The sequence below is a fragment of the Actinomadura sp. NPDC047616 genome (assembly GCF_040642915.1).
Classification (GTDB): domain Bacteria; phylum Actinomycetota; class Actinomycetes; order Streptosporangiales; family Streptosporangiaceae; genus Spirillospora; species Spirillospora miaoliensis.
On record NZ_JBEYTB010000001.1, the window covers coordinates 626285 to 648074 of the forward strand.

17 protein-coding genes and 1 tRNA gene are annotated in these 21790 nt (G+C 70.9%); 8 read left to right on the forward strand and 10 right to left on the reverse strand.

Annotated elements, in window-relative coordinates; all coding sequences use genetic code 11:
* Positions 1 to 1421 precede the first annotated feature (1421 nt).
* The gene (locus ABZ801_RS03010; protein ID WP_360691958.1) at positions 1422 to 2480 is read left to right on the forward strand and encodes an aspartate-semialdehyde dehydrogenase; all 1059 of its coding nucleotides are present in this window, start codon (positions 1422 to 1424) and stop codon (positions 2478 to 2480) included.
* A gap of 94 nt (positions 2481 to 2574) precedes the next feature.
* Entirely contained in the window at positions 2575 to 3243 is a 669-nt protein-coding gene (locus tag ABZ801_RS03015; RefSeq protein WP_360691961.1) for a TetR family transcriptional regulator, read from the forward strand.
* Between the two features lie 117 nt (positions 3244 to 3360).
* On the opposite strand, the gene ABZ801_RS03020 is transcribed toward ABZ801_RS03015, so the two are convergent.
* Positions 3361 to 5127 carry a prolyl oligopeptidase family serine peptidase gene (locus tag ABZ801_RS03020; RefSeq protein WP_360691964.1) on the reverse strand — a complete coding sequence of 589 codons (1767 nt, stop codon included), beginning with the start codon at positions 5125 to 5127 and terminating at the stop codon, positions 3361 to 3363.
* A gap of 717 nt (positions 5128 to 5844) precedes the next feature.
* Between ABZ801_RS03020 and ABZ801_RS03025 the strand changes: the two genes are divergently transcribed.
* Positions 5845 to 6342, forward strand: coding sequence for a DUF4265 domain-containing protein (locus ABZ801_RS03025; RefSeq protein ID WP_360691967.1), 498 nt, complete (start codon positions 5845 to 5847; stop codon positions 6340 to 6342).
* Positions 6343 to 6402: 60 nt separating this feature from the next.
* Here the strand turns inward: ABZ801_RS03025 and ABZ801_RS03030 are convergent, their stop codons facing one another.
* Positions 6403 to 7419 carry a serine hydrolase gene (locus tag ABZ801_RS03030; RefSeq protein WP_360691971.1) on the reverse strand — a complete coding sequence of 339 codons (1017 nt, stop codon included), beginning with the start codon at positions 7417 to 7419 and terminating at the stop codon, positions 6403 to 6405.
* Between the two features lie 221 nt (positions 7420 to 7640).
* Between ABZ801_RS03030 and ABZ801_RS03035 the strand changes: the two genes are divergently transcribed.
* Positions 7641 to 7838, forward strand: coding sequence for a hypothetical protein (locus tag ABZ801_RS03035; RefSeq protein ID WP_360691974.1), 198 nt, complete (start codon positions 7641 to 7643; stop codon positions 7836 to 7838).
* Between the two features lie 372 nt (positions 7839 to 8210).
* Here the strand turns inward: ABZ801_RS03035 and ABZ801_RS03040 are convergent, their stop codons facing one another.
* From ABZ801_RS03040 to ABZ801_RS03050, 3 genes are all read right to left on the reverse strand, one after another.
* The gene (locus ABZ801_RS03040) at positions 8211 to 8483 is read right to left on the reverse strand and encodes a hypothetical protein (protein WP_360691977.1); all 273 of its coding nucleotides are present in this window, start codon (positions 8481 to 8483) and stop codon (positions 8211 to 8213) included.
* A gap of 199 nt (positions 8484 to 8682) precedes the next feature.
* On the reverse strand, positions 8683 to 10755 hold the full coding sequence (locus ABZ801_RS03045) for a UvrD-helicase domain-containing protein (protein WP_360691980.1): 2073 nt from the start codon (positions 10753 to 10755) through the stop codon (positions 8683 to 8685).
* Between the two features lie 510 nt (positions 10756 to 11265).
* Complete coding sequence (locus ABZ801_RS03050) at positions 11266 to 11871, reverse strand: hypothetical protein (protein WP_360691983.1); 606 nt, start codon at positions 11869 to 11871, stop codon at positions 11266 to 11268.
* Positions 11872 to 12346: 475 nt separating this feature from the next.
* Here ABZ801_RS03050 and ABZ801_RS03055 point away from each other — a divergent pair, with 475 nt between their 5' ends.
* Positions 12347 to 12796: a hypothetical protein gene (locus tag ABZ801_RS03055; RefSeq protein ID WP_360691986.1), complete on the forward strand. Its 450-nt coding sequence runs from the start codon at positions 12347 to 12349 to the stop codon at positions 12794 to 12796.
* A 365-nt stretch (positions 12797 to 13161) separates the two neighbouring features.
* Here ABZ801_RS03055 and ABZ801_RS03060 read toward each other — a convergent pair.
* Together ABZ801_RS03060 and ABZ801_RS03065 are read right to left on the reverse strand one after the other, a co-directional pair.
* Positions 13162 to 13235 (reverse strand) — tRNA-Pro (locus ABZ801_RS03060).
* A 75-nt stretch (positions 13236 to 13310) separates the two neighbouring features.
* Positions 13311 to 14198: a metallophosphoesterase gene (locus ABZ801_RS03065; RefSeq protein WP_344953050.1), complete on the reverse strand. Its 888-nt coding sequence runs from the start codon at positions 14196 to 14198 to the stop codon at positions 13311 to 13313.
* 153 nt (positions 14199 to 14351) lie between these two features.
* Between ABZ801_RS03065 and ABZ801_RS03070 the strand changes: the two genes are divergently transcribed.
* Positions 14352 to 14807 carry a GatB/YqeY domain-containing protein gene (locus tag ABZ801_RS03070; protein WP_344952786.1) on the forward strand — a complete coding sequence of 152 codons (456 nt, stop codon included), beginning with the start codon at positions 14352 to 14354 and terminating at the stop codon, positions 14805 to 14807.
* Between the two features lie 83 nt (positions 14808 to 14890).
* On the opposite strand, the gene ABZ801_RS03075 is transcribed toward ABZ801_RS03070, so the two are convergent.
* Positions 14891 to 17227, reverse strand: coding sequence for a penicillin-binding protein (locus tag ABZ801_RS03075; protein WP_360691989.1), 2337 nt, complete (start codon positions 17225 to 17227; stop codon positions 14891 to 14893).
* A gap of 343 nt (positions 17228 to 17570) precedes the next feature.
* Between ABZ801_RS03075 and ABZ801_RS03080 the strand changes: the two genes are divergently transcribed.
* A complete protein-coding gene (locus ABZ801_RS03080; RefSeq protein ID WP_344952790.1) occupies positions 17571 to 17885 on the forward strand; it encodes a WhiB family transcriptional regulator in 315 nt (104 codons plus the stop codon).
* Between the two features lie 167 nt (positions 17886 to 18052).
* Here the strand turns inward: ABZ801_RS03080 and ABZ801_RS03085 are convergent, their stop codons facing one another.
* Together ABZ801_RS03085 and ABZ801_RS03090 are read right to left on the reverse strand one after the other, a co-directional pair.
* Positions 18053 to 19207 carry an ArsA family ATPase gene (locus tag ABZ801_RS03085; protein WP_360691993.1) on the reverse strand — a complete coding sequence of 385 codons (1155 nt, stop codon included), beginning with the start codon at positions 19205 to 19207 and terminating at the stop codon, positions 18053 to 18055.
* A 22-nt stretch (positions 19208 to 19229) separates the two neighbouring features.
* A complete protein-coding gene (locus tag ABZ801_RS03090) occupies positions 19230 to 20225 on the reverse strand; it encodes an ArsA-related P-loop ATPase (protein WP_344952794.1) in 996 nt (331 codons plus the stop codon).
* 354 nt (positions 20226 to 20579) lie between these two features.
* Here ABZ801_RS03090 and ABZ801_RS03095 point away from each other — a divergent pair, with 354 nt between their 5' ends.
* Complete coding sequence (locus ABZ801_RS03095) at positions 20580 to 21695, forward strand: SPFH domain-containing protein (RefSeq protein ID WP_360691997.1); 1116 nt, start codon at positions 20580 to 20582, stop codon at positions 21693 to 21695.
* Positions 21696 to 21790 lie beyond the last annotated feature (95 nt).

Consider the following 21790-nt stretch of genomic DNA (forward strand, 5'->3'; position numbering starts at 1 on the left):
GGCCGGATTTCGGCCCGGTTGTCGGCTGGGCCGGCCGCCCGACGTCGATCACGACGTGCGGGCGGCCGACATCCGGCGCGGCGACCAACCGGTCAGACGTGGCGACCGGGTCGTGGACCCGCGGATCGCAAGCCGACGATCGGCCTGGTCGGCAGGCCTCGGCATCCTCGGAGCGCCGACGTCACTCGTCCGGCGAGCAGCCGCTCATGCGTGGCGACTGGGGCGCCCGGGGGGCGGGCGCTCAGTCTCGCTCCGAGGCCCTCGAAGCAACCGACGTCTCGTGGGGGCGGCCCGGTCGCGTCTGGGGCCAGGTGCGTCGCGGATGTGCCTAACAAACCGAAACGCTGGACGGACCGTGGCGGCAGACGCGGCGTCCCTCCCTCCGCCGGGACGCGCCGGAGGGGAACGACGACGGGTCGCCCCCTTCGGCGGCATGGACGAGCCACCCGCATCCCGCGCGTCCCCACCGAGTGGTGTGGGCCGCATCCCGCCGACCGTGGCGCGAAGTGTTCGACGCCGTGGGACACCGCCCTGCCGCGCCGCCGGACCTGTCCGGCACTCCCTCGAGCACCGGCTGTCTGGCGGCGCTCACCTCAGCCTCGCCCTCCGGTCGCTGATCGTTGGGGACAGCCCGGGGTGTTGGGTGCCGGAAGGCCGAGGGGCGACGCGTCGGTGCCAGGTCGCTGGACGGACGGGCGGAGAGGCGAATACGGCTATGAGAGCGTCCGGCAAACGCGGTGCAGCAACGGGCGTCCCACAAATGCAGCCCAGCAACAGGCGTCCGGCGACCGCGGCACGGCAGCGAGTGTCCGGTGAACGCGGTGCGGCGGTGGTCGTCCGTGAGAACGGCGGCAACGGGCGTCCTGCGAACGTGGCACGGCAGCGGACGTCCGGCGACTGCGGCGCAGCAACGGGCGTCCGGTGGATACGGCGTGGGAGCGGGAGGCCCGCGAATGCAGTGTGGCAGTGGGCGGCTGGCGACTGCAGCGCAGCGACGGGCGTTCGGCGGCTGCGGTGCGGCGGCGGGCGTCTGGCGACCGTGGCGTGGCAGCGGGCGCCAGCGGCTGCGGCATGGGAGCAAGGGGCCGCGAATGCAGCGTGGCGGTGAGCGTCGGGCGAGTGCGGTGCGGCGGCGGTCGTCCGCGAGAACGGCGGCAACGCGGGTCCCGCAAATGCTGGGCAGCAACGGGCGTTCGGCGACTGCGGCGTGGCGGTGGGCGTCTGGCGAATGCGGCGCGGGGACGGGTGTTTGGGGGATGCGGCAGAACGGTGGGTGTTCGGTGAACGCCGCGGCGCGGTGGATCGTTGGACGCACCGGATGGCAGGCAAGGACGACGACAACGTGAGCGCGACACCATGAACTCGGCCGGTCGCTCCGGAGACCGGGTGCGTCGAGGCCGAGCGGGAGGGAGAGCCCGAACATGAGCTCCAAGCCGACCCTGGCCGTCGTGGGCGCCACCGGCGCCGTCGGCGGCGTGATGCTCGGCATCCTGTCCACCCGTCACGACGTGTACGGGGAGATCCGGCTGGTGGCCTCGCCGCGGTCGGCGGGTCGCAAGCTGACCGTGCGGGGGGAGCAGGTCGAGGTCCTCGCGCTGGCGCCGGAGGTGTTCGACGGCGTCGACATCGCGATGTTCGACGTGCCCGACGAGGTGTCGGCCGAGTGGGCGCCGGTCGCGGCAGCGCACGGCGCGGTGGTCGTCGACAACTCCGGGGCGTTCCGCCTTGCCCCGGACGTGCCGCTGGTGGTGCCGGAGGTGAACGCCGAGCAGACGCGCAACCGGCCGCGGGGCATCATCGCCAACCCCAACTGCACCACCCTGTCGATGATCGTCGCGCTGGGGGCGCTGCACCGGATGTACGGGCTGCGCGAGCTGGTCGTCGCCTCGTACCAGGCCGCGTCCGGCGCCGGCCAGGCGGGCATCGACACGCTGTACGACCAGCTGGAGCGGGTCGGCGGCCAGCGGGAGCTGGGCAACCGGGCCGGGGACGTGCGGGCCGCGGTGGGCGAGTTCGGCCCCTTCCCGGCACCGCTGGCGCTGAACGTGGTGCCGTGGGCGGGGTCGCTCAAGGACGGCGGCTGGTCGTCGGAGGAGCTGAAGGTCCGCGACGAGTCCCGCAAGATCCTCGGCCTGCCGGACCTGAAGGTGTCGGCGACGTGCGTGCGCGTCCCGGTGGTGACCACGCACTCGCTGGCGGTGCACGCGGTCTTCGACGGCCGGGTCGACCAGCGGGAGGCGCAGGCGGTGCTGGCGGGCTCGCCGGGCGTGGTGCTGCTGGACGATCCCGAAGCGCACGAGTACCCCACGCCCGCCGACGTCGTCGGCACCGACCCGACGTGGGTGGGACGGGTGCGCCGTTCCCTGGACGACCCGAAGGCCTTGGACATGTTCCTGTGCGGGGACAATCTTCGTAAGGGTGCGGCACTCAACACCGCGCAGATCGCCGAACTGGTCGCCGCCGAGTTCACCGGACGGTAAGTGCTGACCGGGCGGACGCGTCGTCCCTTGCCCGGCCCGGACGGACGTGGCCGGTCCCGGGTGGCAGCGCGGCGGGAGATTTAGGGTGGCGAACGTGACCGAGACCAAGCCGGTGAAGTCGGAGCAGACCCGGGCGCTGATCGTCGAGACGGCGCTGCGGCTGTTCCGCGAGCGCGGGTACGAGGCGACGACGATGCGGGCCATCGCCAAGGAGGCCGGGGTCTCGGTCGGCAACGCCTATTACTACTTCGGCTCCAAGGAGGAGCTGATCCAGGCGTACTACGACGAGCTGCAGGAGGAGCACGTCAAGGCGTGCCGGGCGGTGCTCGCCCGCGAGCGCGACTTCGCGCCCCGGCTGCTGGGCGTGCTGAAGGCCCGGGTCGACACGATGGTGCCGTACCACCAGTTCGCCGGGAAGTTCTTCAAGTTCGCCGCCGAGCCGACCAGCCCGCTCAACCCGTTCAGCGCCGAGTCCGGCCCGGCGCGGTCCGCCGCGGTGGCGATCTACCGCGAGGTGGTGGACGGCTCCACGTTGAAGATCGACCCGGAGTTCCGCCAGGAGCTGCCCGAACTGCTGTGGCTGTACTCGATGGGCATCGTCCTGTACTGGGTGCACGACAGCTCGCCGGGCTGCCGCAAGACGTACCTGCTGATCGAACGCACCGTGCCGCTGGTGAACCGCATGGTGACGATGTCCCGGCTGCCGGGCTTCAAGTCGGTCACCCGCGAACTGGTCGGCGTCATCCGCGACGTCCGCGCCTGACCGCCCCGATCGCCCACCCACCCGGCACCGCCGAAGAATGCGGCGCACCGACCGCGCCACGCGAAGTACGCCGACCGCACCGAGGACCGGAGCGCACCGAGCCCGGCGGGGGGTGCGTTATGCCATGCCGAGGTGCTTGCGGGCGAAGGCGATCTCGGCGGCCATCTGCTTGATGCGTTCCTCCACCACCAGGGAGCCGTGGCCGGCGTCGTACCGGTAGACCTCGTGCGGACGGCCCAGCTCGGCCAGCCGCGCCAGGTAGTTGTCGATCTGCCGGATGGGGCAGCGCGGGTCGTTCTCACCGGCCAGGATCAGCACCGGCGTCTTGACCTGTTCCACGTAGGTGATCGGGGACGACGCGTGGTACCGCTCCGGCACCTCCTCGGGGGAGCCGCCGAACAGGCTGCGGTCGAACGCCTGCAGGCCCTCCATCTCGTCCTCGTACGCCGCGACGTAGTCGGCGACCGGCACCGCCGCCACCGCCACCGACCAGTCGTCGGGCCGGGTGCCGATGCCGAGCAGGGTGAGGAAGCCGCCCCAGGAACCGCCGGTCAGCACCAGCCGGGCCGGGTCGGCCAGCCCGGACTCGACGGCCCAGTCGCGGACGGCGGTGATGTCCTCCAGCTCGGTCAGGCCGACGCGGCCCTCGATCGCGTCCCGCCACTGCGACCCGTACCCGATGGACCCCCGGTAGTTGACGTGCACCATCGCGAACCCGTGGTCGACCCAGGCGGCCGTCGACGGGACGAACGAGTCGACGTCCTGCGCGGTCGGGCCGCCATGCACCTCGAACACCGTCGGGTACGGGCCCGCGACGCCCTGGGGCTTCCTGACCAGCGCGTGGATGCGTCCGCCCGGGCCGTCCACCCACACGTCCTCGACGGGCACGGACGGCGGCGCGGGCGGGCCGGGCGGCGTCAGCACCACCGTGCCGGACGTGGACCGGATCACCGGCGGCTCGGCGGCCGACGACCAGGAGAACTCCACGGTGCCATCCGGCCGAGCGGTGGCGCCGCCGATCACGCCGCGCGGGGTGTCGATGCGCTCAAGCTCGTCCGCGGCCGGGTCGTAGCGGTACAGCTCGACACGCGCCTGGTGCGAGTGGGAGATCAGCAGCGCCGCGCCGTCCGGGTACCAGTCGGCGACGATCTCACCGGGCAGGTCCAGGACGATCTCCTGCTCGGTGCCCGCGACCGGGTCCCAGATCAGCATCTCGTCCCGGCCGCGCCGCTCGTGGTGGACCAGCAGCCGCGAATCACCGGGGGCCGGGGCGAAACCGGCGCCGTACACGCCCTTGCCCGGGCCGTCCCACAGGTCGGCGACGGTCGTGCCGTCCGGCCGCACCACGCGCAGCGCCATGTGCCTGCTGTCGCCGTGCTCGCTGTGCCCGATGGCGATCAGCGTCTCGTCCCGGGACAGCGCCGCCACGTGGGCGTCCTCGGCGTGCTCGTACAGCACCCGCGGCTCGGCGCCGGGCGCGCACAGGTGGACGAAGTTGCCCGCTTCGGTGGTGCGGCCGACGAGCGCCAGGCCGCTGCCGCCCAAGGCCAGCCCGGCCGGGTAGGACGGCTCCAGCCCGGGTACGGCCGGGACGCTGTCGCCGCCCTCGAACGGGGCCCGCATCCACACACCGAACTCGTCGCCGTCGGTGTCGGCGAACCACCAGATCCACTCGCCGGTGGGGTCGACGCCACCCAGCCACGTGCCGTTGGGCCGGTCGGTGACCTGCCGCTTGTCACCGGTCGTCCGGTCCCAGGCGTAGATCTCCCAGGTCCCGGTGACGTTGGACCGGTAGAAACAACGGTGCGGTGCGGCGTGCGCCCAGCCCGGCAGGCTCACTCGCGCGGCCCGGAACCGGGCCTTCCAGCGCTCTTCGTCGACCATGCCCCTCAGTATCGCGGACACCCCACCGTGCGACGCCCGCCGTCGGCCCCGCCCATGCAGTGCTTGCCGCGCCGGGCCCGACATGTGAGGGTGCGCTGCGCTCAGCCCGGCATACGGGGTGCGTCAGGCCCTGCAAGCGCCGCGCGGAGCGCTCGAACTGCATACGCCGCCCGAACCGCCTGCCGGCGTCACGCGGCGCGCGCCCCCCGGCCGCCATGCGGATGCGCCCCACCCGGTCTGCGAGACGTGCTGCGCCCGTCCCGGCGTGCGGGGTACGCCCGGGCCCGGCGTGCGACGGGCGCGCTGCCCGGTCTGCCATGCGCCGCCTGCCTGGCCCGGCCCGCCAGACGGTGTACGCGGCGCCCGGTCTGGGAGGTGTGCTGCGCCCGGCTCGGCGTGCGGCGTGCGCTGGGTCCGGCGTGCGACGGGCGCCGCCCGGTCCACCGTGCGCTGCCTGCCTGACTTGGCCCGCCATGCGGCGTGTGCCGTGCTCGGGTTGGGAGTTGTGGTGCGCCCGGCTCGGCGTGCGGGGTGCGCTTGGCCTGGCATGCGTCGCCTGGGCTGTGGCCGGCATGTGGGGTGTGCTGCGTCCAGCCTGGCAGGGGATGCCCGTGGTCGGCCTGGGAGGTGGTGTCCGCCGTTGGTTCGGTAGGGGACGCGCGTTGGGGGCGGAACGTCCGAATGGTGGCGATCGCCTGGAATGGGAATGCTGTCGGCATGAGGACGTCCCAGGACCGCCGTTCGGAGCCGGACGTGGTGCGGGTGGTGTTCGAACTCCCCAGGGAGGACGAAGACTGGCCGCCCGCCACCTCCGAACGGGTCTGGGCCTTCCCGGTCGCCGAGAACCGCGTCGAGGTGGCCAACATCCCGTTCTTCGTCCGCGGGATCGCCCTCGGCGACGTGGTGCGCACCGAGGTGGACGACGAGGGCGTGCTCTGGGCCAGGGAGGCGGTGGAGGGCTCCAACAACTGCACGATCCGCGTGGCGGTGTTCCGGGACGGCGCCCTGGCCGGTGATCGCCGGGCGGTCCTCGACATGTTCGCCCCGCTCGGCGTGGAGGGCGAGGGCATCGCGCAGGCCGAGCTCGTCGCGCTGAACGTCCCGCCCACCGTGGACCTCCCAGCGGTGCGTGACCTGCTACGACGCGGCGAAAGCCAGGGCTGGTGGGACTACGAGGAAGGCTGCACCACTCCCGCATGGCGAGCCCTGGAGTAACCGGCTTGAGACCCGTGCCCGGACGGTTCCCGGGCACGGGCCCCCGCGCCAGGTGAAGGTTCAGAGATCGGACGGAACGGACCCGTCGGACGCCTCCCACGGCACGTCGGGATCACCCATGACGGAGCCGCTGCCCGGGTTGAGGTTGCGGTGCACGACGCGGGCGACCCGTTCGATCGTCTGGACGCCGTACTCCATGGTCGGAGAGTCCTGGGTAAGCACGACGATCATGTAGTCCTGGCCGCGTCCGTCGAAGGTGCCGACGCTGTGCACGCGCCAGTACCTGCCGAGGCGGGGCAGCCAGCCGTTCTTGACGTGCCAGCGGATCCCGGCGGGCCGCCCGGCCGGGGTGCCCCAGCGCTGCTCGGGGATGACCCGTCCCATCAGATCGAGCACGTACCGCCGAGAGGCCGGGGTGAGCACGCTGTTGCGGCTGGTCAGCAGCTTCAGCAGGCGCAGTTCGTCGGACGCGGTGATCTGCGTCAGGCCCCAGTGGCCGTTCGCGCCGAGCGTGGTGTTGCGCATCCCGGCCAGCTTGAGGAAGCGGTTCAGGCGCGTCCGGCCGACCGAGTTCCACAGCGTGGACGCCGCGGCGTTGTCCGACCTGACGATCATCTTGTCGGCGAGGCCGCGCTCACGCGAGGTCAGGCGTCTGCCCTGCTCCTGGGCCTTGCGCAGCAGGGCGGCCAGAATGGTCACCTTGACGACGCTGGCGGAGTCGTAGTGGCGTCCGGCGTCCACCGCGCAGGAGATCTTGCGCCTGCGGTCGTACACGGCCACGGACTCGATGCCGGTGCGTCCGCTGAGCGCGTCCTGGATGGCACGACCGAGCGTCCGCGCCGTGCCCGGATTCTCGGCCGACCGGCACGCCTGCGCGACCCGCCCCGCCGCGCCCGCGCCGCCCGCCGCCGCGCCGCGCCAGGCGAACACGTCGCCCGCCGCCGCGCCATGCCTGACGGACGCGTCGCCCGCCGTCGTGTCGTGCCGGGCGCCCGCGCCGGTCGCCGCCGCGCCGGGTCCCGCAGGCGCGACGACCGCCGCCGCACCCCCCGCCGTACCGCCGTGGAAAGCGAGCACGGCACCGGTCAACACAAGCGCTGACCTGGTCCTTCGCGCACCTGGTGACATGGCGCCACGGTAGTGATCATGGCCCTGGGGCTGGCAAGCACCGCCCACCCCACGGCGTGCCGCCCTGCTTGTCCACAACCTGTGGACGAAATCGTCGCGCAGCGCTGGGTGTTCGACCGCCTGCGCTACGCTCTCGGTGAGCGTCTGCGAATCTTCCCCGAGAGAGACAGATGAAGGCCATTCTCGCCGTGAGCGTGCTCGTCGTCGCGCTCAGCGCGAGCGCCTGCTCCAGCAGCAGCCGCTGGTGCGAACACGACGCGACCGACACCAGGGTCAGCGACAGCTACTGCGAAAAGAACACCCCTGGCTACGAGTGGGAGTCCGGCGACTCCGCCAAGAAGTCCAAAAAGAAGAAGTCCAAACACTAACCCTTCCCAGACCAAGCGGCCGGCCCGCCCAGCCGCTCACACCACGCCTCACCTGACCGGCGTGCCGCCGGCCGCCGCGCGCCGCCGGCCGGCAGCCAAACCCCCTCTGCCCACCCCGCCGTCCCGACGGACGTCAGGTGGTGCGGCGTAGCAAGGTCGTTTTGCCCGGTCGGTACCGACGTCGGCGCCGGCGTCGGGTGTCCTCGGGGACGTCCTCGGCGAGAAGCTGCTTGAGGGAACGAGGGACGATCACGTCGGGCTGTTCGGCGAACCGTGAGCGGCGCATCGGGCTTCTCCTTGCTGGTCTGAGCTGGTGCTAGGGCGGGCCGGTGCATTCGGTCCGGGGGATGTTCATGTCGCCGTCCGCAGGGATCAGACGGTGGCGCGGCGGCGCGCAGGCGCGGTCGTGTAGGCGCGCGACACCGATGTCAGGGCCCAGCGCATACGGGTCACGTACGTGTCGGGGTGGTCGCCCGCCTCCTGGGCGACGTAGGCGGTGCAGACCGCACGGTCACCGCCGCATGCGCACAGCCGCTCGTCAATGGCGGCCCGCACCTGCTCGGCGGACGGGCGGTCGGACTCCTGCAGCCGCGAGGTGAACAGGATCTGCGCCAGGTCGGCGGCGCTCAGCGAGGTGAGGCTCATCGTGTGCCTCCTTCCCTTCAGGGGGATTTCGACCCTCTGCCGCTAGTTACGACTCTGACGAGGACTCCTGCTCATCGCCATCCGGGAAAACCCCCATTCGGGCTGAATCCACCCCTACACCTACCCCGCCCGAGGTGACCAACCGCCCCGGGCGTCCCTTCGGTGGTCCCGCCGTACGCGACCGGCCCGTATGTCCTCCTCAGCGTCTGACCGAGCCCAGCCATAGCAGATCGCGGGCGCGGGTCATGGCGACGAACAGCTGGCGGCGGGCCAACTCGGCACGCTCCCGGGCCGGATCGCCGTCCGCCGACGGACGGATCTCCGCGTCGTGGCGCGGCAGGTAGACGTGCTTGAACTCCAGGCCCTTGGCGCGGTGGTAGGTGCCGATCTTGATGGCCTCGACAGGACGTCCGTCATAGTTCTCCAGCCGCAGCACCGGCAGCCCGGCCCGCGTGAGGACCCGGTGGTAGTGCTCGATCTCGCGGATCGACCGGCACAGCACCGCGGCCCCGGCCAGCGCGCCGTCCTCGCCGTCGCCCCCGTTCCCGTCCTCCCGCAACTGCCGCAGCGCCGCCACCAGGATCCGGTCGTGTTCGGCGGCGTCGGCCGCGACGGCCCGGATCACCTGGCCGCCGTCGTAGGTGGTGTCGACGGTACGGCGCCCGTTGGGGCTCGGCCCCTCAAGGTCGTCGAACGGATCCTCCGAGACGACCTCCATCGCCTCGTCCAAGATCGCCGCGGCGTTGCGGTAGTTGGTGCGCAGCACCGTGCCCCGCCCCTTGAGCGCGATACCGGCGTCGGCCAGCCGGAACCCGCCGGGATACACCGCCTGCTGCCCGTCCCCGATCAGCAGCAGGCCATTGGGACCGTCACCGGCCAACGCGTGCAGCAGCCGCACCCCGACCAGGGTGAGGTCCTGAACCTCGTCCACGATCACCGCCGCGTAGGGCGGGTCGGCGGGACGCTCGCGCAACTCGTCCAGCGCCGCCAGCAGCACGTCGTTGAAGTCGGCGACGCCCCGCTGCTTGCGCAGCAGTTCGTACTCCTCGTACAGCAGCCAGGCGGCCTCCCGGTGCGCCGTCTGCAAGGCGGTACGGCGGCCGTGCCGTGCCACCTCGCGGTACTCCTCCAGCGAGGTGATCCCGCGGCCCTTGATGACGTAGTCGATCTCCTCCTGCCAGTAGCCGGGCGTCGGCTCCACATCGACCAGGGCGCTGTCGCGCCCGACCCGCATCCAGGCATGCGAGAAGGCGTCCTTCGCCCGGCGGCTGTTCAGGTTGACCGGAACACCGCGCTCGGTCAGGAACGCCTGCGCCCAGCCGTGCAGACTGCGGAACTCCACCCGATCGGCGAAGTGCCCCGCCAGCCGCCGGAACAACTGCCCCTGCACCCGGGGCAGGTTGTTGGCGAACGTCACGTACAGGACCCGCCCGGAGCCCCGCGCGGCCAGATGCGCCGCCCGATGCAGTGCCACCACCGTCTTGCCCGTCCCCGCCGGTCCGCTGATGCGCGCGGGACCGCCCCAGTCGCGCCGCACCACCGCCACCTGATCGGGGTGCAGAAACGTCATCCACCGCTCGATCGGCGCGTGCAGCACCGAGTCCAGCGCGGCCTTCTCCACCTCCGCGACGTCGAACAACGCCGTGGCCTCGGGCCGCTCGTCTACGGAGCCGCCCTTCAGCACGGTGACCTCGTAGGCCGGAAACGCCTCCTCGAGGTACTCGCTCATCACCCTGACCATGCGGGCCGTCAGCCGCCTGGGCTCCGCGACCAGGGCATGGACGACGTCGGGATGCCCGACGAGCCGCACCCGCCCGATCCGCTCGTCCAGCCGATGCCCGGCGAACACGATCACCGGCCGCACCGCGACCGGCGACATCCCGAACTCGGCGACCTTCTCGTCGGCCGTACGGGCCATCGCCAGCACCCGGGCGACCTCCGCGTCCCGCCGCTCACCCCCGGCGACCAGGTAGCCGTTCTCGACTCCCGGCCGGTCCCGCCACCGTTTGACGTCGATGACGAACACCCCGCCGGGCCCGACAAGGATCATGTCGACGTTCGCCGTCCGCGTCCCCGGCCACCGCCGATCGACGAGCAGCCGCCATCCCGTCCCGGTCAACGTCAACAGCGTCGCCGCGACCTGCCGCTCCGCCTCGGCCGCCGCCTCCCAGCGCCCGGCCAGCTCCCAAGCCTCCCGCGACCGCCGCGCCAGCTCCAGAGCCTGCTCACGCGCCCGCCGCCCCCGTGCCCCCGCAGAATCCCCAGCCGCCACCGAGCACCCCTAGACCGTCCCGCCAAAAGCCACGATCCCCTAACACATAGCAACAATCCGCCCCCCACAACACCCACCACTGCGCGCCCCCGCCCTCACTACAAGCACCGCCAAACGACCTTCACTCTCGCCGTACCGATCGCCACCCCCCGCTCAATGGAAACCACCCGTGCGCAGAACGAACAACCACATCCCAAACACTGGCCCAGGCAACCCTTAAACCACCGCAACGGAGCCCTTCCTCCGCATCACCCACGCACGGCTTCAATGCCTAACGTCGCGGAAAGGTAGCGTCACTCACCCTCGCCACTACCGAGTCGAACGAGAGGCGACGAGGCCGCGCCACCCACGCCCCGGCGCATGGTGAAACCACCTAGCCAGAACCTCACCCTCTCCCCGAGCCGCAGCCCCAGAACCCTGACCTGCCCGACCTCCTAACCTGCGCCAAAAAGCAGCTCAGGATCCGAGTGCTAAGTGACAGCCACTCCAAGCCCCCGGCCGTCGACGTACTCAGCTGACGCCGCCGGGGAATGTGACCTGGGTGATTGTCGCTGTGCCGGCGACTGGCCTCCGCTCATGCATGGTGATCAAGTCGCCCGGTGCCAAACGGCGCCAACGCTCGGGGCTGAGGGGAGCCAAACGAACAGAGCCGCGCGCGCCTGGTGCCAGCTCGGACGCGTCCTCGACCCAGATCCGCGCCACGTACATGTCAGGATCGCCCGCTGCAGTGACGTCCCCGATGTGCCACAGAGGGCGAAGAACTCCAGCGCCAGGGACGGGCGTGCGCCGCCCACCCGGATCGGCAGAGGGCACCAGCTGAAGGTCGGCGCGAATGACACCGTGGACGACTTCCCAGCACCGCCAGTGGCACCACGCCTCGGTCCGCTCAAGCCTCATCTGACGTGCGGCCTGAGCCAGAACATCCCAGAACGAGGTGCCCGCAGGATACGCGTCACCAAGCTCGACGAGGATGTCGAGCGCAACCTCCCACTCGTCATGCTCCAGATACTCACAAGCATCAGCTGCCGTCACGCCGCCGTCGACGGCAACCGCCCCAGGAACGAAACAAGTCGCCTCGCGAAGAAGCCCGCGAACATCCACAGCCCGATCCTCCATCCCCACCCACTCCTTGCGGCAGCGGCATCCTCTCCCGAGCGGACGACCGCCCGACACCGGAAAATGGGCATCCAGCGATCCCCGCCGAGACACAGGGCCGGTGCGAGCGGGCCGCGCACCCGCGTCACGGAGATCGGCCACGATTGGAAGCCCTTGGCCGAGTGGCCGCCTACGCCGCCCATGGGCGCGACACGACGCACTGTGGATGAGGTTCGGGGTCTGGGTCAGCATCCGCGCAGGTGGAGTCCAGCGAGATAGCTGTCGGGCGTCTTGTCATAGCAGGTGGCCAGCCCTCTCCATCGCTTGAGCTTGTTGATGCAGCGTTCGACGGAGTTGAGTGTTTCTACGGGGACTCACGAGTGACGTGCGTCTCGGATACGGTTCACGTACTTTGTTTCCCTGATCGCACGGGAGTGTGATGGAGCCGAGAAGCGCAGGGGCGATGGGGACCGAGTTCCCTTACACGCTCCCCACGATGTGCTACATCGAGGTTCACAAGGACGGGCGGGTAACCCACGGCGTGGACGCCGGGACCTATGAGAGAGCTCTTGCAGGGGAGTCAAGGCTCTTCGCTGCCTGGCCCGGTAACTGGCGAAGCGACCTGTTCGTCATTGACGATCTCGACCAGTACGCACGGGCCTTTGGCATCGTTCACGACGAAGAGCGCACAGGCCTTGCCGATCACGAGCATCGTGTGCGTTGGGCGACCAGCAGCTATGAGGACAAGCCGAGCGGCGCCTGGATCTCCATCGACGTCTGGCTGGACTGCGGTTGCGAGATCCGCGATCTCGATACGTTCGCGGCGCAGATGCGGAAGCAGAGGGGCTGGCATATCGCGACCAGCAGCGGTTGGGGCAGTAGCGGCAGTGCGGACGGCAAGCTACGCAAGTACTCGATGCGCGCACGTCGTAACAGTCTCAAGTGATCGCGGGTTGTCCTGAGGTGGAGTGCTTCAGGAGAACCAGCAGAGGCGAGGCGTTTCCGCCCGGGATCAGCCACGGGCGTCACATCGCGAGTTCGTGGCGGCGGTGATGACCGTTGTCCGTGGGAACGTCACGGCGCCTTGGCCGCACGGGAAGTCGTTGAGGTCCTCGGCCGGGCATCACGGTGTGCCTGATGCCGCGTTCACCTTTGACAGCTTCATCCGGTGCCGTGGGGCGAAGTCAGACGGCCCCGGCGCCCTACAGCAGGCGCCGACGGCCGTTCCCCGTTTGGCTCCCCACGGCCTCAAGCAACGAAGAAGGGTCCCGGAGTGATCTCCGAGACCCTGTCTCACCTGGTACTTCTGTGTCGGGGTGGCGGGATTTGAACCCACGACCTCTTCGTCCCGAACGAAGCGCGCTGCCAAGCTGCGCTACACCCCGGTGGTGGCTGCCCGGGAGTCGTACGTGCTCCCGGCGCCTTGACCACTTTAGCGGATGCCGCGGAGTGGTGCGTCCCTATTCTTCGGCCGGACGGCGCGGGACGAGGGTGAGCAGGGACGCCTCGGGCGGGCAGCAGAAGCGCATCGGGGCCATCGGCGAGGTGCCGAGGCCGGCGGAGACGTGCAGCCAGGCGCCGTTGTGGCGGTGCAGGCCCTTGACGCGGGGGCGGTCGATGCCGCAGTTGGTGGCCAGGGCGCCGTAGAAGGGGACGCAGACCTGGCCGCCGTGGGTGTGGCCCGCGAGGAGCAGGTCGTAGCCGTCGGCGACGAAGCGGTCCATGTTGCGGGGTTCGGGGGAGTGCATGACGGCCAGGTGGACGTCGGCCTGCGGGTCGACGGGGCCGGCGATCTTGTCGTAGCGGTCGCGGTTGATGTGGGAGTCGTCGATGCCGCCGAACTCGATGTCCAGTTCGCCGACCTTGAGGCGGCCGATGCGGTTGTTGAGGTCGAGCCAGCCCGCGGCCTGGAGGGAGGAGCCCAGCTCGCGGTAGGGGAGGTCGGGTTCGCGGCGGCGGCGGGCGTAGTCGCGGCGGCTGGTGCGCCAGATGTAGCGCAGGGGGTTCTTGAAGACCGGGGAGTACAGGTCGTTGGACCCGTAGACGAAGACGCCGGGACGGTCGAGCAGGGGGCCGAGCGCGTCCAGGAACGGGCCGATGGAGTCGCGGTGGGAGATGGAGTCGCCGGTGTTGACCACCAGGTCGGGGTCGAGGGCGTCCAGGGAGCGCACCCAGTGGATGAGGCGGTGGCGGCCGGGCGTCAGGTGCGCGTCGGAGATGTGCAGGATCTTGACGGAGGGACGGCCGGGCGGCAGCACGGGCACCTCGAAGCGGCGCAGCCGGAACCAGTTGCGCTCGATCAGCGAGGCATAGCCGAACGTGGCGGCGCCGGCGCCCACCAGCCCCATGGGGACGGCATACAGCTTTCGCACGGTTCTCCCTCCGGGCCCGCGGCGGGCCCCTTCGTACGCCTCCCATCGTTCCAGACAAGTGCGTCCCGGCTGAACCGTCGCGGATTATTCCTGATGAGACGGCGGGTGCCCGGCGGGCATGATGTGACCATGAAGCTCAAGGAGAAGCTGGAGAGCGACCTCTCCACCGCGATCAAGGCGCGGGACGAGGTGCGGACCCGCACGCTGCGCATGGCCCTGACCGCGGTGCGGAACGAGGAGGTCGCCGGCAAGAAGGCCCGCGAGCTGTCCGACGAGGACGTGGTCAAGGTGCTGAGCCGGGAGGCCAAGAAGCGCCGGGAGGCCGCCACCGCGTTCGCCGACGCCGGACGCGAGGAGCAGGCGCAGGCCGAGCGGGACGAGGGCGCGGTGCTGGAGGAGTACCTGCCCGCCCAGCTCACCGACGAGGAGCTGTCCGCCCTGGTCGCCGGCGTGATCGCCGAGACGGGCGCGGCGGGGCCCAAGGCGATGGGGCAGGTCATGAAGGTCGTGAACCCCAAGGTCGCGGGACGGGCCGAGGGCGGACGCGTCGCGGCGGAGGTCAAGCGGCAGCTCGCCGGCAGCTGAGGCGCTCGGCGAGCCGCGTGGCGGCCGCGAGCACTGGAACGCCCCCCGGTCGCGTGTGCGGCCGGGGGGCGTTCGTTCAGCGGTCAGTTCCGGTCTCGGCCCGGAGGCCAGGGGAAGGGCCATTCGCCTTGCCCGGGGCCCTGGCCGGGCCGATCGGGGCGATTGGGACCGCCGGGGCGATCCTTGCCCTCGCTCTGGTAGACGGTGACGGTGGTGCCGGGGTCGACCTCGGTGCCCGCGTCCGGGGAGGACGCGGCGATCGAGCCGCGGGGCTGGTCGGACGCGACGCCGCGGGGGGCCAGCCGCATCTTCAGGTCGGCTCCCTCCAGGGTGCGCCGGGCCTGGTCGACCGACATGCCCTTGAGGTCGGGGACCTTGGTGGTGTCGCCGAAGTCACGGACAGGGCGGGAGAAGCCCGGGGCGGGCTTGCCCGCCAGGGCGTTGCGCATGCTCTGCGCCCAGATGGGGGCGGGGATGTCGGCGCCGTAGACGCCGTACACCTTGTACTGCCACGGACCGCGGAAGTCGTAGTAGGCGACGGCGGCGGCCATGTTGGGGGTGTGGCCGGCGAAGACCGCGCAGGTGAACTCCTCACACGTGCCGGTCTTGCCGGCGGCGGGACGGCCGATGCCCTGCCCCGCGGCGGTGCCCTTGGTCAGCACGCCCTGCAGGATCTCGTTGACCTTGTCGGCCACGGCCTCGTCGACGGCCTGACGGCACTCGGCCTTGGGCAGCTTGAGCTTCTTGCCCTCGTTGTCGACGACCTCGGTGATCGAGACCGGCGCGCAGTACTTGCCGCGGGCGGCGAACCCGGCGTACGCGGCGGCCAGGTGCACCATGTCGATGTCGTTGGTGCCCAGCACCTGGGCGGGGTACGGGTCGAGCGGGGCGCCGGTGGCCTTCTTCATCCCGAACTTCTCGGCCATCTTGACCGCGTCGCAGACGCCGACGCGCTTCTCCAGCGCGGCGTAGAAGGTGTTGACCGAGTGCCAGGTGCCGGTCTTGAGGTTGAAGTTGCCCGCCTCGCTGTCGCCGGCGTTGCTCATCGTCCAGGTGCCGCCGCCGAGCATCTTGCCGTTCGGCATCCGGCACGGCTGGAAGCCGCTGATCGTGGTGGTCTGCGGCGAGTTGATGGTGGTGCTGACCGGGATGCCCTCTTCGAGCGCGGCGGCCAGGGTGAACACCTTGAACGTCGATCCGGCGGACACGCCGCTGCCGCCGCCGTGGTAGCGGTCGGCGGCCAGGTTGATGGCGGTGCGGCCCTTGCCCGCGCCGAACCGCTTGCTCTGCCCGATCGCCTTGACGTGCCCGGTGCCCGGTTCGACCATCGCCTCGACCGCGACCCGGTTGCCGGTGGGGGACACGCGCGAGCGCACCGCGCTGTCGAGGGCGCGCTGGGACTTCATGTCCAGGGTGGTGCGGATCGTGTAGCCGCCGCGGTTGAGCTTGTTGACGACGTCCTGCTGCTCCTTCGGGTCCATCTTCCAGTACTTGCCGTCGGACAGGATGTTGAGCATGTCGTACTTGACGTACTCGCAGAAGAACGGCGCCTTGCTGGTCTCGCAGCCGCCGACCGGCTCGGTGCGGTTCAGCTCGATGGGCTTGGCCGCGGCGGCGTCGGCCTGCGCCTTGGTGATGTGCCCGAGCTGCTGCATGCGGTAGAGGACGGTGTCGCGGCGCTTGCGCGCGTCCTTGGGGTTGCGGATCGGGTCGTAGGCGGTCGGGTTCTGGGTGATGCCCGCCAGCAGCGCCGCCTGTTCGAGGGTGAGCTCGGCGGCGGGCTTGCTGAAGTACCGCTTGGACGCGGCCTGCACGCCGTACGCGCCGGCGCCGAAGTAGGCGATGTTGAGGTAGCCCTCGAGGATCTGGTTCTTCGTCATGCGCTTTTCGAGGTCGAGCGCATAACGCAGCTCGCGCAGCTTGCGGCCGACCGTCGGGGCGGTGGCCTCCAGGTACTCCTCCTGCGTCTTGGCGCTGTCGACCAGCAGGTTCTTGACGTACTGCTGGGTCAGCGTGGATCCGCCCTGCGTCTGGTCGGACTCGACGTTGGAGGCGAGCGCGCGGATGGTGCCCTTCATGTCGAGCGCGCCGTGCTGGTAGAAGCGCGAGTCCTCGATGTCGATGATCGCCTGCTTCATGATGGGGGCGACCTGGTCGAGCCGTACCGACTCGCGGTACTTGTCGAAGAACGTGGCGATCGGCTGCCCGGTGGCGTCGTACACCACCGTCTTCTCCGACGGCGGCGTCGTCTTCAGGCTGCTGTCCATGTCCTGGAAGTTGTTGGCGGCGTCGCGGGCGGTGAGCCCGGCGCTGCCGACACCGGGCAGCGCGATGAACGCCACCAGCACACCCGCGACGACACCGGTCCCGATCAGCCGCAGGAGCGTGGAGACGGCGCGCGCTCGACCTTCTTTCTGCACGAGCCCTAGCGTACGCGGGACGAGCAGTGCATACGGGACAGCTCACTCGTCCCGTACATGACCGCTGCGTATCGCGACGGACCCGGCTCTGTCCGATCGTCCGGGCCTGATCACTCGTGCGCTGTCAACCGACGCGCTACCTCGCGCGTCAAGGAGAGGTAACTAGTCCGTTCCGGCGGTATGGCCCTGCCGGGCTATATCGAGAATGGGCCCATCGGGGGCTGTTGATTCCCCCCTCGCTTCCGTAAGTTCTTCCCCACGGCTTTCGTTTGGCGGCCTGACGTCCGCGCCCGTCTGGCCAAGGAGCGCAAATCGACACAGACCCTAGGGGAGTGGGGCCAAGATGTGGATCACGGATTGGACCGCCCGCGCCGCCTGCCGTAACGCGGATCCAGACGCCCTGTTCGTGCAGGGAGCAGCGCAGAACCGAGCCAAGCTCATCTGCCGCGGCTGCCCGGTGCGCACCGAGTGTCTCGCCGACGCTCTTGACAACCGGATCGAGTTCGGTGTCTGGGGTGGGATGACCGAGCGTGAGCGGCGAGCCTTGTTGCGTCGGCGTCCGGACGTGAAATCGTGGCGCGAACTGCTGGAGACCGCCAAGGAGGCGTACGAGCGGCGGGTCGAGTCGTCCAACGAGAACGAACTCGTCGCCAGCTGACCGTCGCCGTGCCGCACCGGCGGCGGCAGGCGGGACGGGGCCCGGTTCTCCGGGTACCCGATCGGCAGGGTCCAACCAACTAACAACGGTCGTGGGCACGCACCATCACTGGTGCGTGCCCACGACCGTCTGTGCTTTTCACGCGTACGTGCGGACGGGGCGGCCGGTCAGGCGGCCGCGGCGGGCTTGGCGCGGGCCAGGTCCTCGCCGATGAGGCGCAGGCCGTCCAGGTCGCAGACGTCCTCGGCGTGCGCGGGGACGGTCGTCACCGGGACGGTCGGGTGCGTGGACGCGAAGTGCTCGCGCAGCCGTCCCTCGCGCGCGGCGAGCTGCATGCGGTCGGCGTGCAGGCGTAGCAGCGCGGCGGTGAGCGGGTGGTCGCCGCGTTCCTGCAGCGTCTCGGCGGCGGCCAGGCTGCGCGCGGCCGACAGCCCGTCGGCCGCGGACTCGTGCACGCGGTTGACGACCAGTCCGGCGAGCGGCATGCGCTCCTCGGCCAGGCGCTCGACGAAGTAGGACGCCTCGCGCAGCGCGTCCGGCTCCGGCGCGGCCACCACCAGGAACGCGGTGCCGGGCGTCTGCAGCAGCCGGAACGTCTTCTCGGCGCGTTCGCGGAACCCGCCGAACATCGTGTCGAACGCGGCCACGAACGTCTGCACGTCGCGCAGCAGCTGCATGCCGAGCACCTTGTTGAGCACGCCGGTGAACATGCCGAACCCGGCGCTGAGCACCTTGACGCCGAACCGGCCGCCGGTCTTGGCGGGCGCGGCCAGGATCTTCATGAACCGGCCGTCCAGCAGCCGCCCCATGCGGGCGGGGGCGTCGAGGAAGTCCAGCGCGTTGCGCGACGGCGGGGTGTCGACGACGATGAGGTCCCAGGCGCCCGAGCGGTGCAGCTGCCCGAGTTTCTCCATCGCCATGTACTCCTGCGTGCCCGACAGGCTGGACGACAGCGACTGGTAGAAGGGGTTGGCCAGGATCTGCCTGGCCCGGTCGGGATCGGCGTGCGCCTCGACGATCTCGTCGAAGGTGCGCTTCATGTCGAGCATCATGGCGTGCAGCTCGCCGTCGCCCTCGATGTCGATGCGGCGCGGGTTGTTGTCGAGCTCCGACAGGCCCATGGACTGGGCCAGCCGCCGCGCGGGGTCGACGGTCAGCACGACGACGTCGCGGCCGCGTTCGGCGGCGCGCAGGCCGAGCGCCGCGGCGGTGGTGGTCTTGCCGACGCCGCCCGACCCGCAGCACACGATGATCTTCGTGCGCGGGTCGTCGAGCAGCGCGTCCACGTCCAGGACCGGCGGCGTCTTGCCGGTGGGGCTCATCTCAGGCCGTCCCTTCCGCTGGTCATGCCGCACCCTGGTCACGCAGTGCCTGCGCCAGGTCGTACAGGCCCGCCAGGTCCATGCCGTCGGACAGCAGCGGCAGGACGTAGCGCGGGCGGTCCAGGGTCTGCAGGCGCTCCTTCTCGCGGCGCTGGAGCGCGGTGCGGCGGGCGTGCTCGCCGGCCTCGGCGGCCAGGACGGCGGCGATCGCCTCGGCGTCGTGCTCCAGCCCGGCGGCCTTGAGGCCGCGGACGACCGCGTCGGTTTCCAGCTCGCCCTTCCCGGCGGCGGCCAGCGCCTCCTCGTCCAGCATCGGCGGGTGCTCCATGTTGACGATCACGCCGCCGACCGGCAGCCCGACGCGGCGCAGCTCGGCGACGCCGTCCATGGCCTCCTGGACGGGCATCTCCTCCAGCAGCGTGACGAAGTGCACGACCGTCTCGGGGCTGCGCACCACCCGCATGACCGTGTCGGCGTGGTTGCGGATCGGGCCCACCTTGGCCAGGCCGGACACCTCCTCGTTGACGTTGAGGAACTTGGTGATGCGGCCGGTGGGCGGGGCGTCCATGACCACCGCGTCGTAGACGAACGCGCCGGAGGAGTCGCGGCGGCGGACGGCCTCGCTGGTCTTCCCGGTGAGGATCACGTCGCGCAGGCCGGGGGCGATCGCGGTGACGAAGTCGACCACGCCGAGCCGGGTCATGGCCTTGCCGGCCCGCTTGAGGTTGTAGAACATCTCGAGGTACTCGATGAGCGCCTCTTCGGTGTCGATGGCGAGCGCGTAGACGTCGCCGCCGTCCGGCGCGACGGCGACCCGGCGCTCCTCGTACGGCAGCGGCGCGCAGTCGAAGAGCTGGGCGATGCCCTGCCGTCCCTCGACCTCGACCAGCAGGACCTTCCGGCCGCCCGCGGCCAGCGCCAGCGCCAGGGCGCCGGCGACCGTGGTCTTGCCGGTGCCGCCCTTGCCCGTGACCACGTGCAGACGCACGCCGTCCCAGTCGGTGTCTCTCGCGCTCACCCGATCGACCATATCGTTCGCTCGGCAAGGACTTGAGGGGGTGCCCGGTCCCCATGCAAGTGATTCCTGACACGATGCCGTGCCCCGCCGAGGTCCCCCTTTCCGACCATCGTGTGGGCCGTGCCCCCGAGGGTGGGTAGGAAACGTGAGACCGATCCCTCGGATTCCGCCTGCCTGACCGGCCGAGCCGCCCGGGGGACGTCCAGACCGTTTCGGCCTGGCCGAGTTCCCCGAATCGGCCCGCCGTTCCGGGTCGGCGCGCTCCAGGCGCCCGGTGCGGCGCCTCGTCCGTCGCCGCCCAGGGGTCCGGCGGGACCCGCGGGTTCGGGCCTTCTCTATCGAAAGGTGCCCGTGATGGCGGTAATCCTCACCATCATCCTCATCGTCGCCTTCGTGGCCCTGTTGACCGCGGCGTCGGCCGTCCGGGTGGTCCAGCAGTACGAGCACGGCATCGTGTTCCGGTTCGGGCAGGTGCGGCGCGGCGACCGGCTGCGTCCCGGCGCGGTCCGGCCCCCCGGCCTCACCGGGATCATCCCGATCGTGGAGCGGATGCAGAAGGTCAACCGGCAGACGGTCACGATGAACGTGCCCGCGCAGGAGGGCATCACCCAGGACAACGTGTCCGTACGGGTCGACGCGGTGGTCTACTTCCGGGTGATCGACCCGGTGAAGGCCATCGTCAACGTGCAGAACTACGGGTACGCGGTGTCCCAGATCGGGCAGACCTCGCTGCGTTCGGTGATCGGCCAGACCGACATGCAGGAACTGCTGGGCGAGCGCGAGAAGATCAACACGCGGCTGCGCGCGATCATGGACGAGATCACCGACGGTCCCTGGGGCATCCGGATCGAACGCGTCGAGATCAAGGACGTGTCGCTGCCGGAGGGCATGAAGCGCTCCATGGCCCGCCAGGCCGAGGCCGAACGCGAACGCCGCGCCCGGATCATCGCGGCGGACGGCGAGTTCCAGGCGTCCAAGCGGCTGGCCGCCGCCGCCGAGATCATGTCGCAGGACCCGGCCGCCCTCCAGCTGCGGCTGCTGCAGACGGTGGTGGACGTGTCGGCGGAGAAGAACAGCACGCTGATCATGCCGTTCCCGGTGGAGCTGCTGCGCTTCTTCGACCGGATGGCTCCGGGCCCCGCGTCCCAGCCCGGCGGTGAGGGCAAGCCCGACCTCAGTGAACGCCTCGCCAAGGCCGAGGAGGAACTCGCCAAGGCGGCCGAGAGCGGCCCGGCGCTGGAGTCGACCAAGGACGTCCCTCCCGTCCTCGGCCTGGACGAGCCCGCGCACAAGCCCTCCGAGCTGTCCGGTTCCGGCTCCGACGCCCGGCCGGGCCTCACCGACGGCGGCCCTCCGTCCGCCGCCTCGGCGGAGCCCCCGCGCCCCGCCGACGGAACCACGCCGCCGGACCCGACCCACTCCGACCAGCCACCCGGCGGCACCCCGCCACCCGACCCCGCCAAGCCCTAGCCCCTCGCGGGGCGGCCGCAGTTCGCCGGCCCGCCCGCGAATGCCAGCGGCACCGCAAGACAGCCGCAGGCCGGCCCCAGCACGCCCCGGCGACG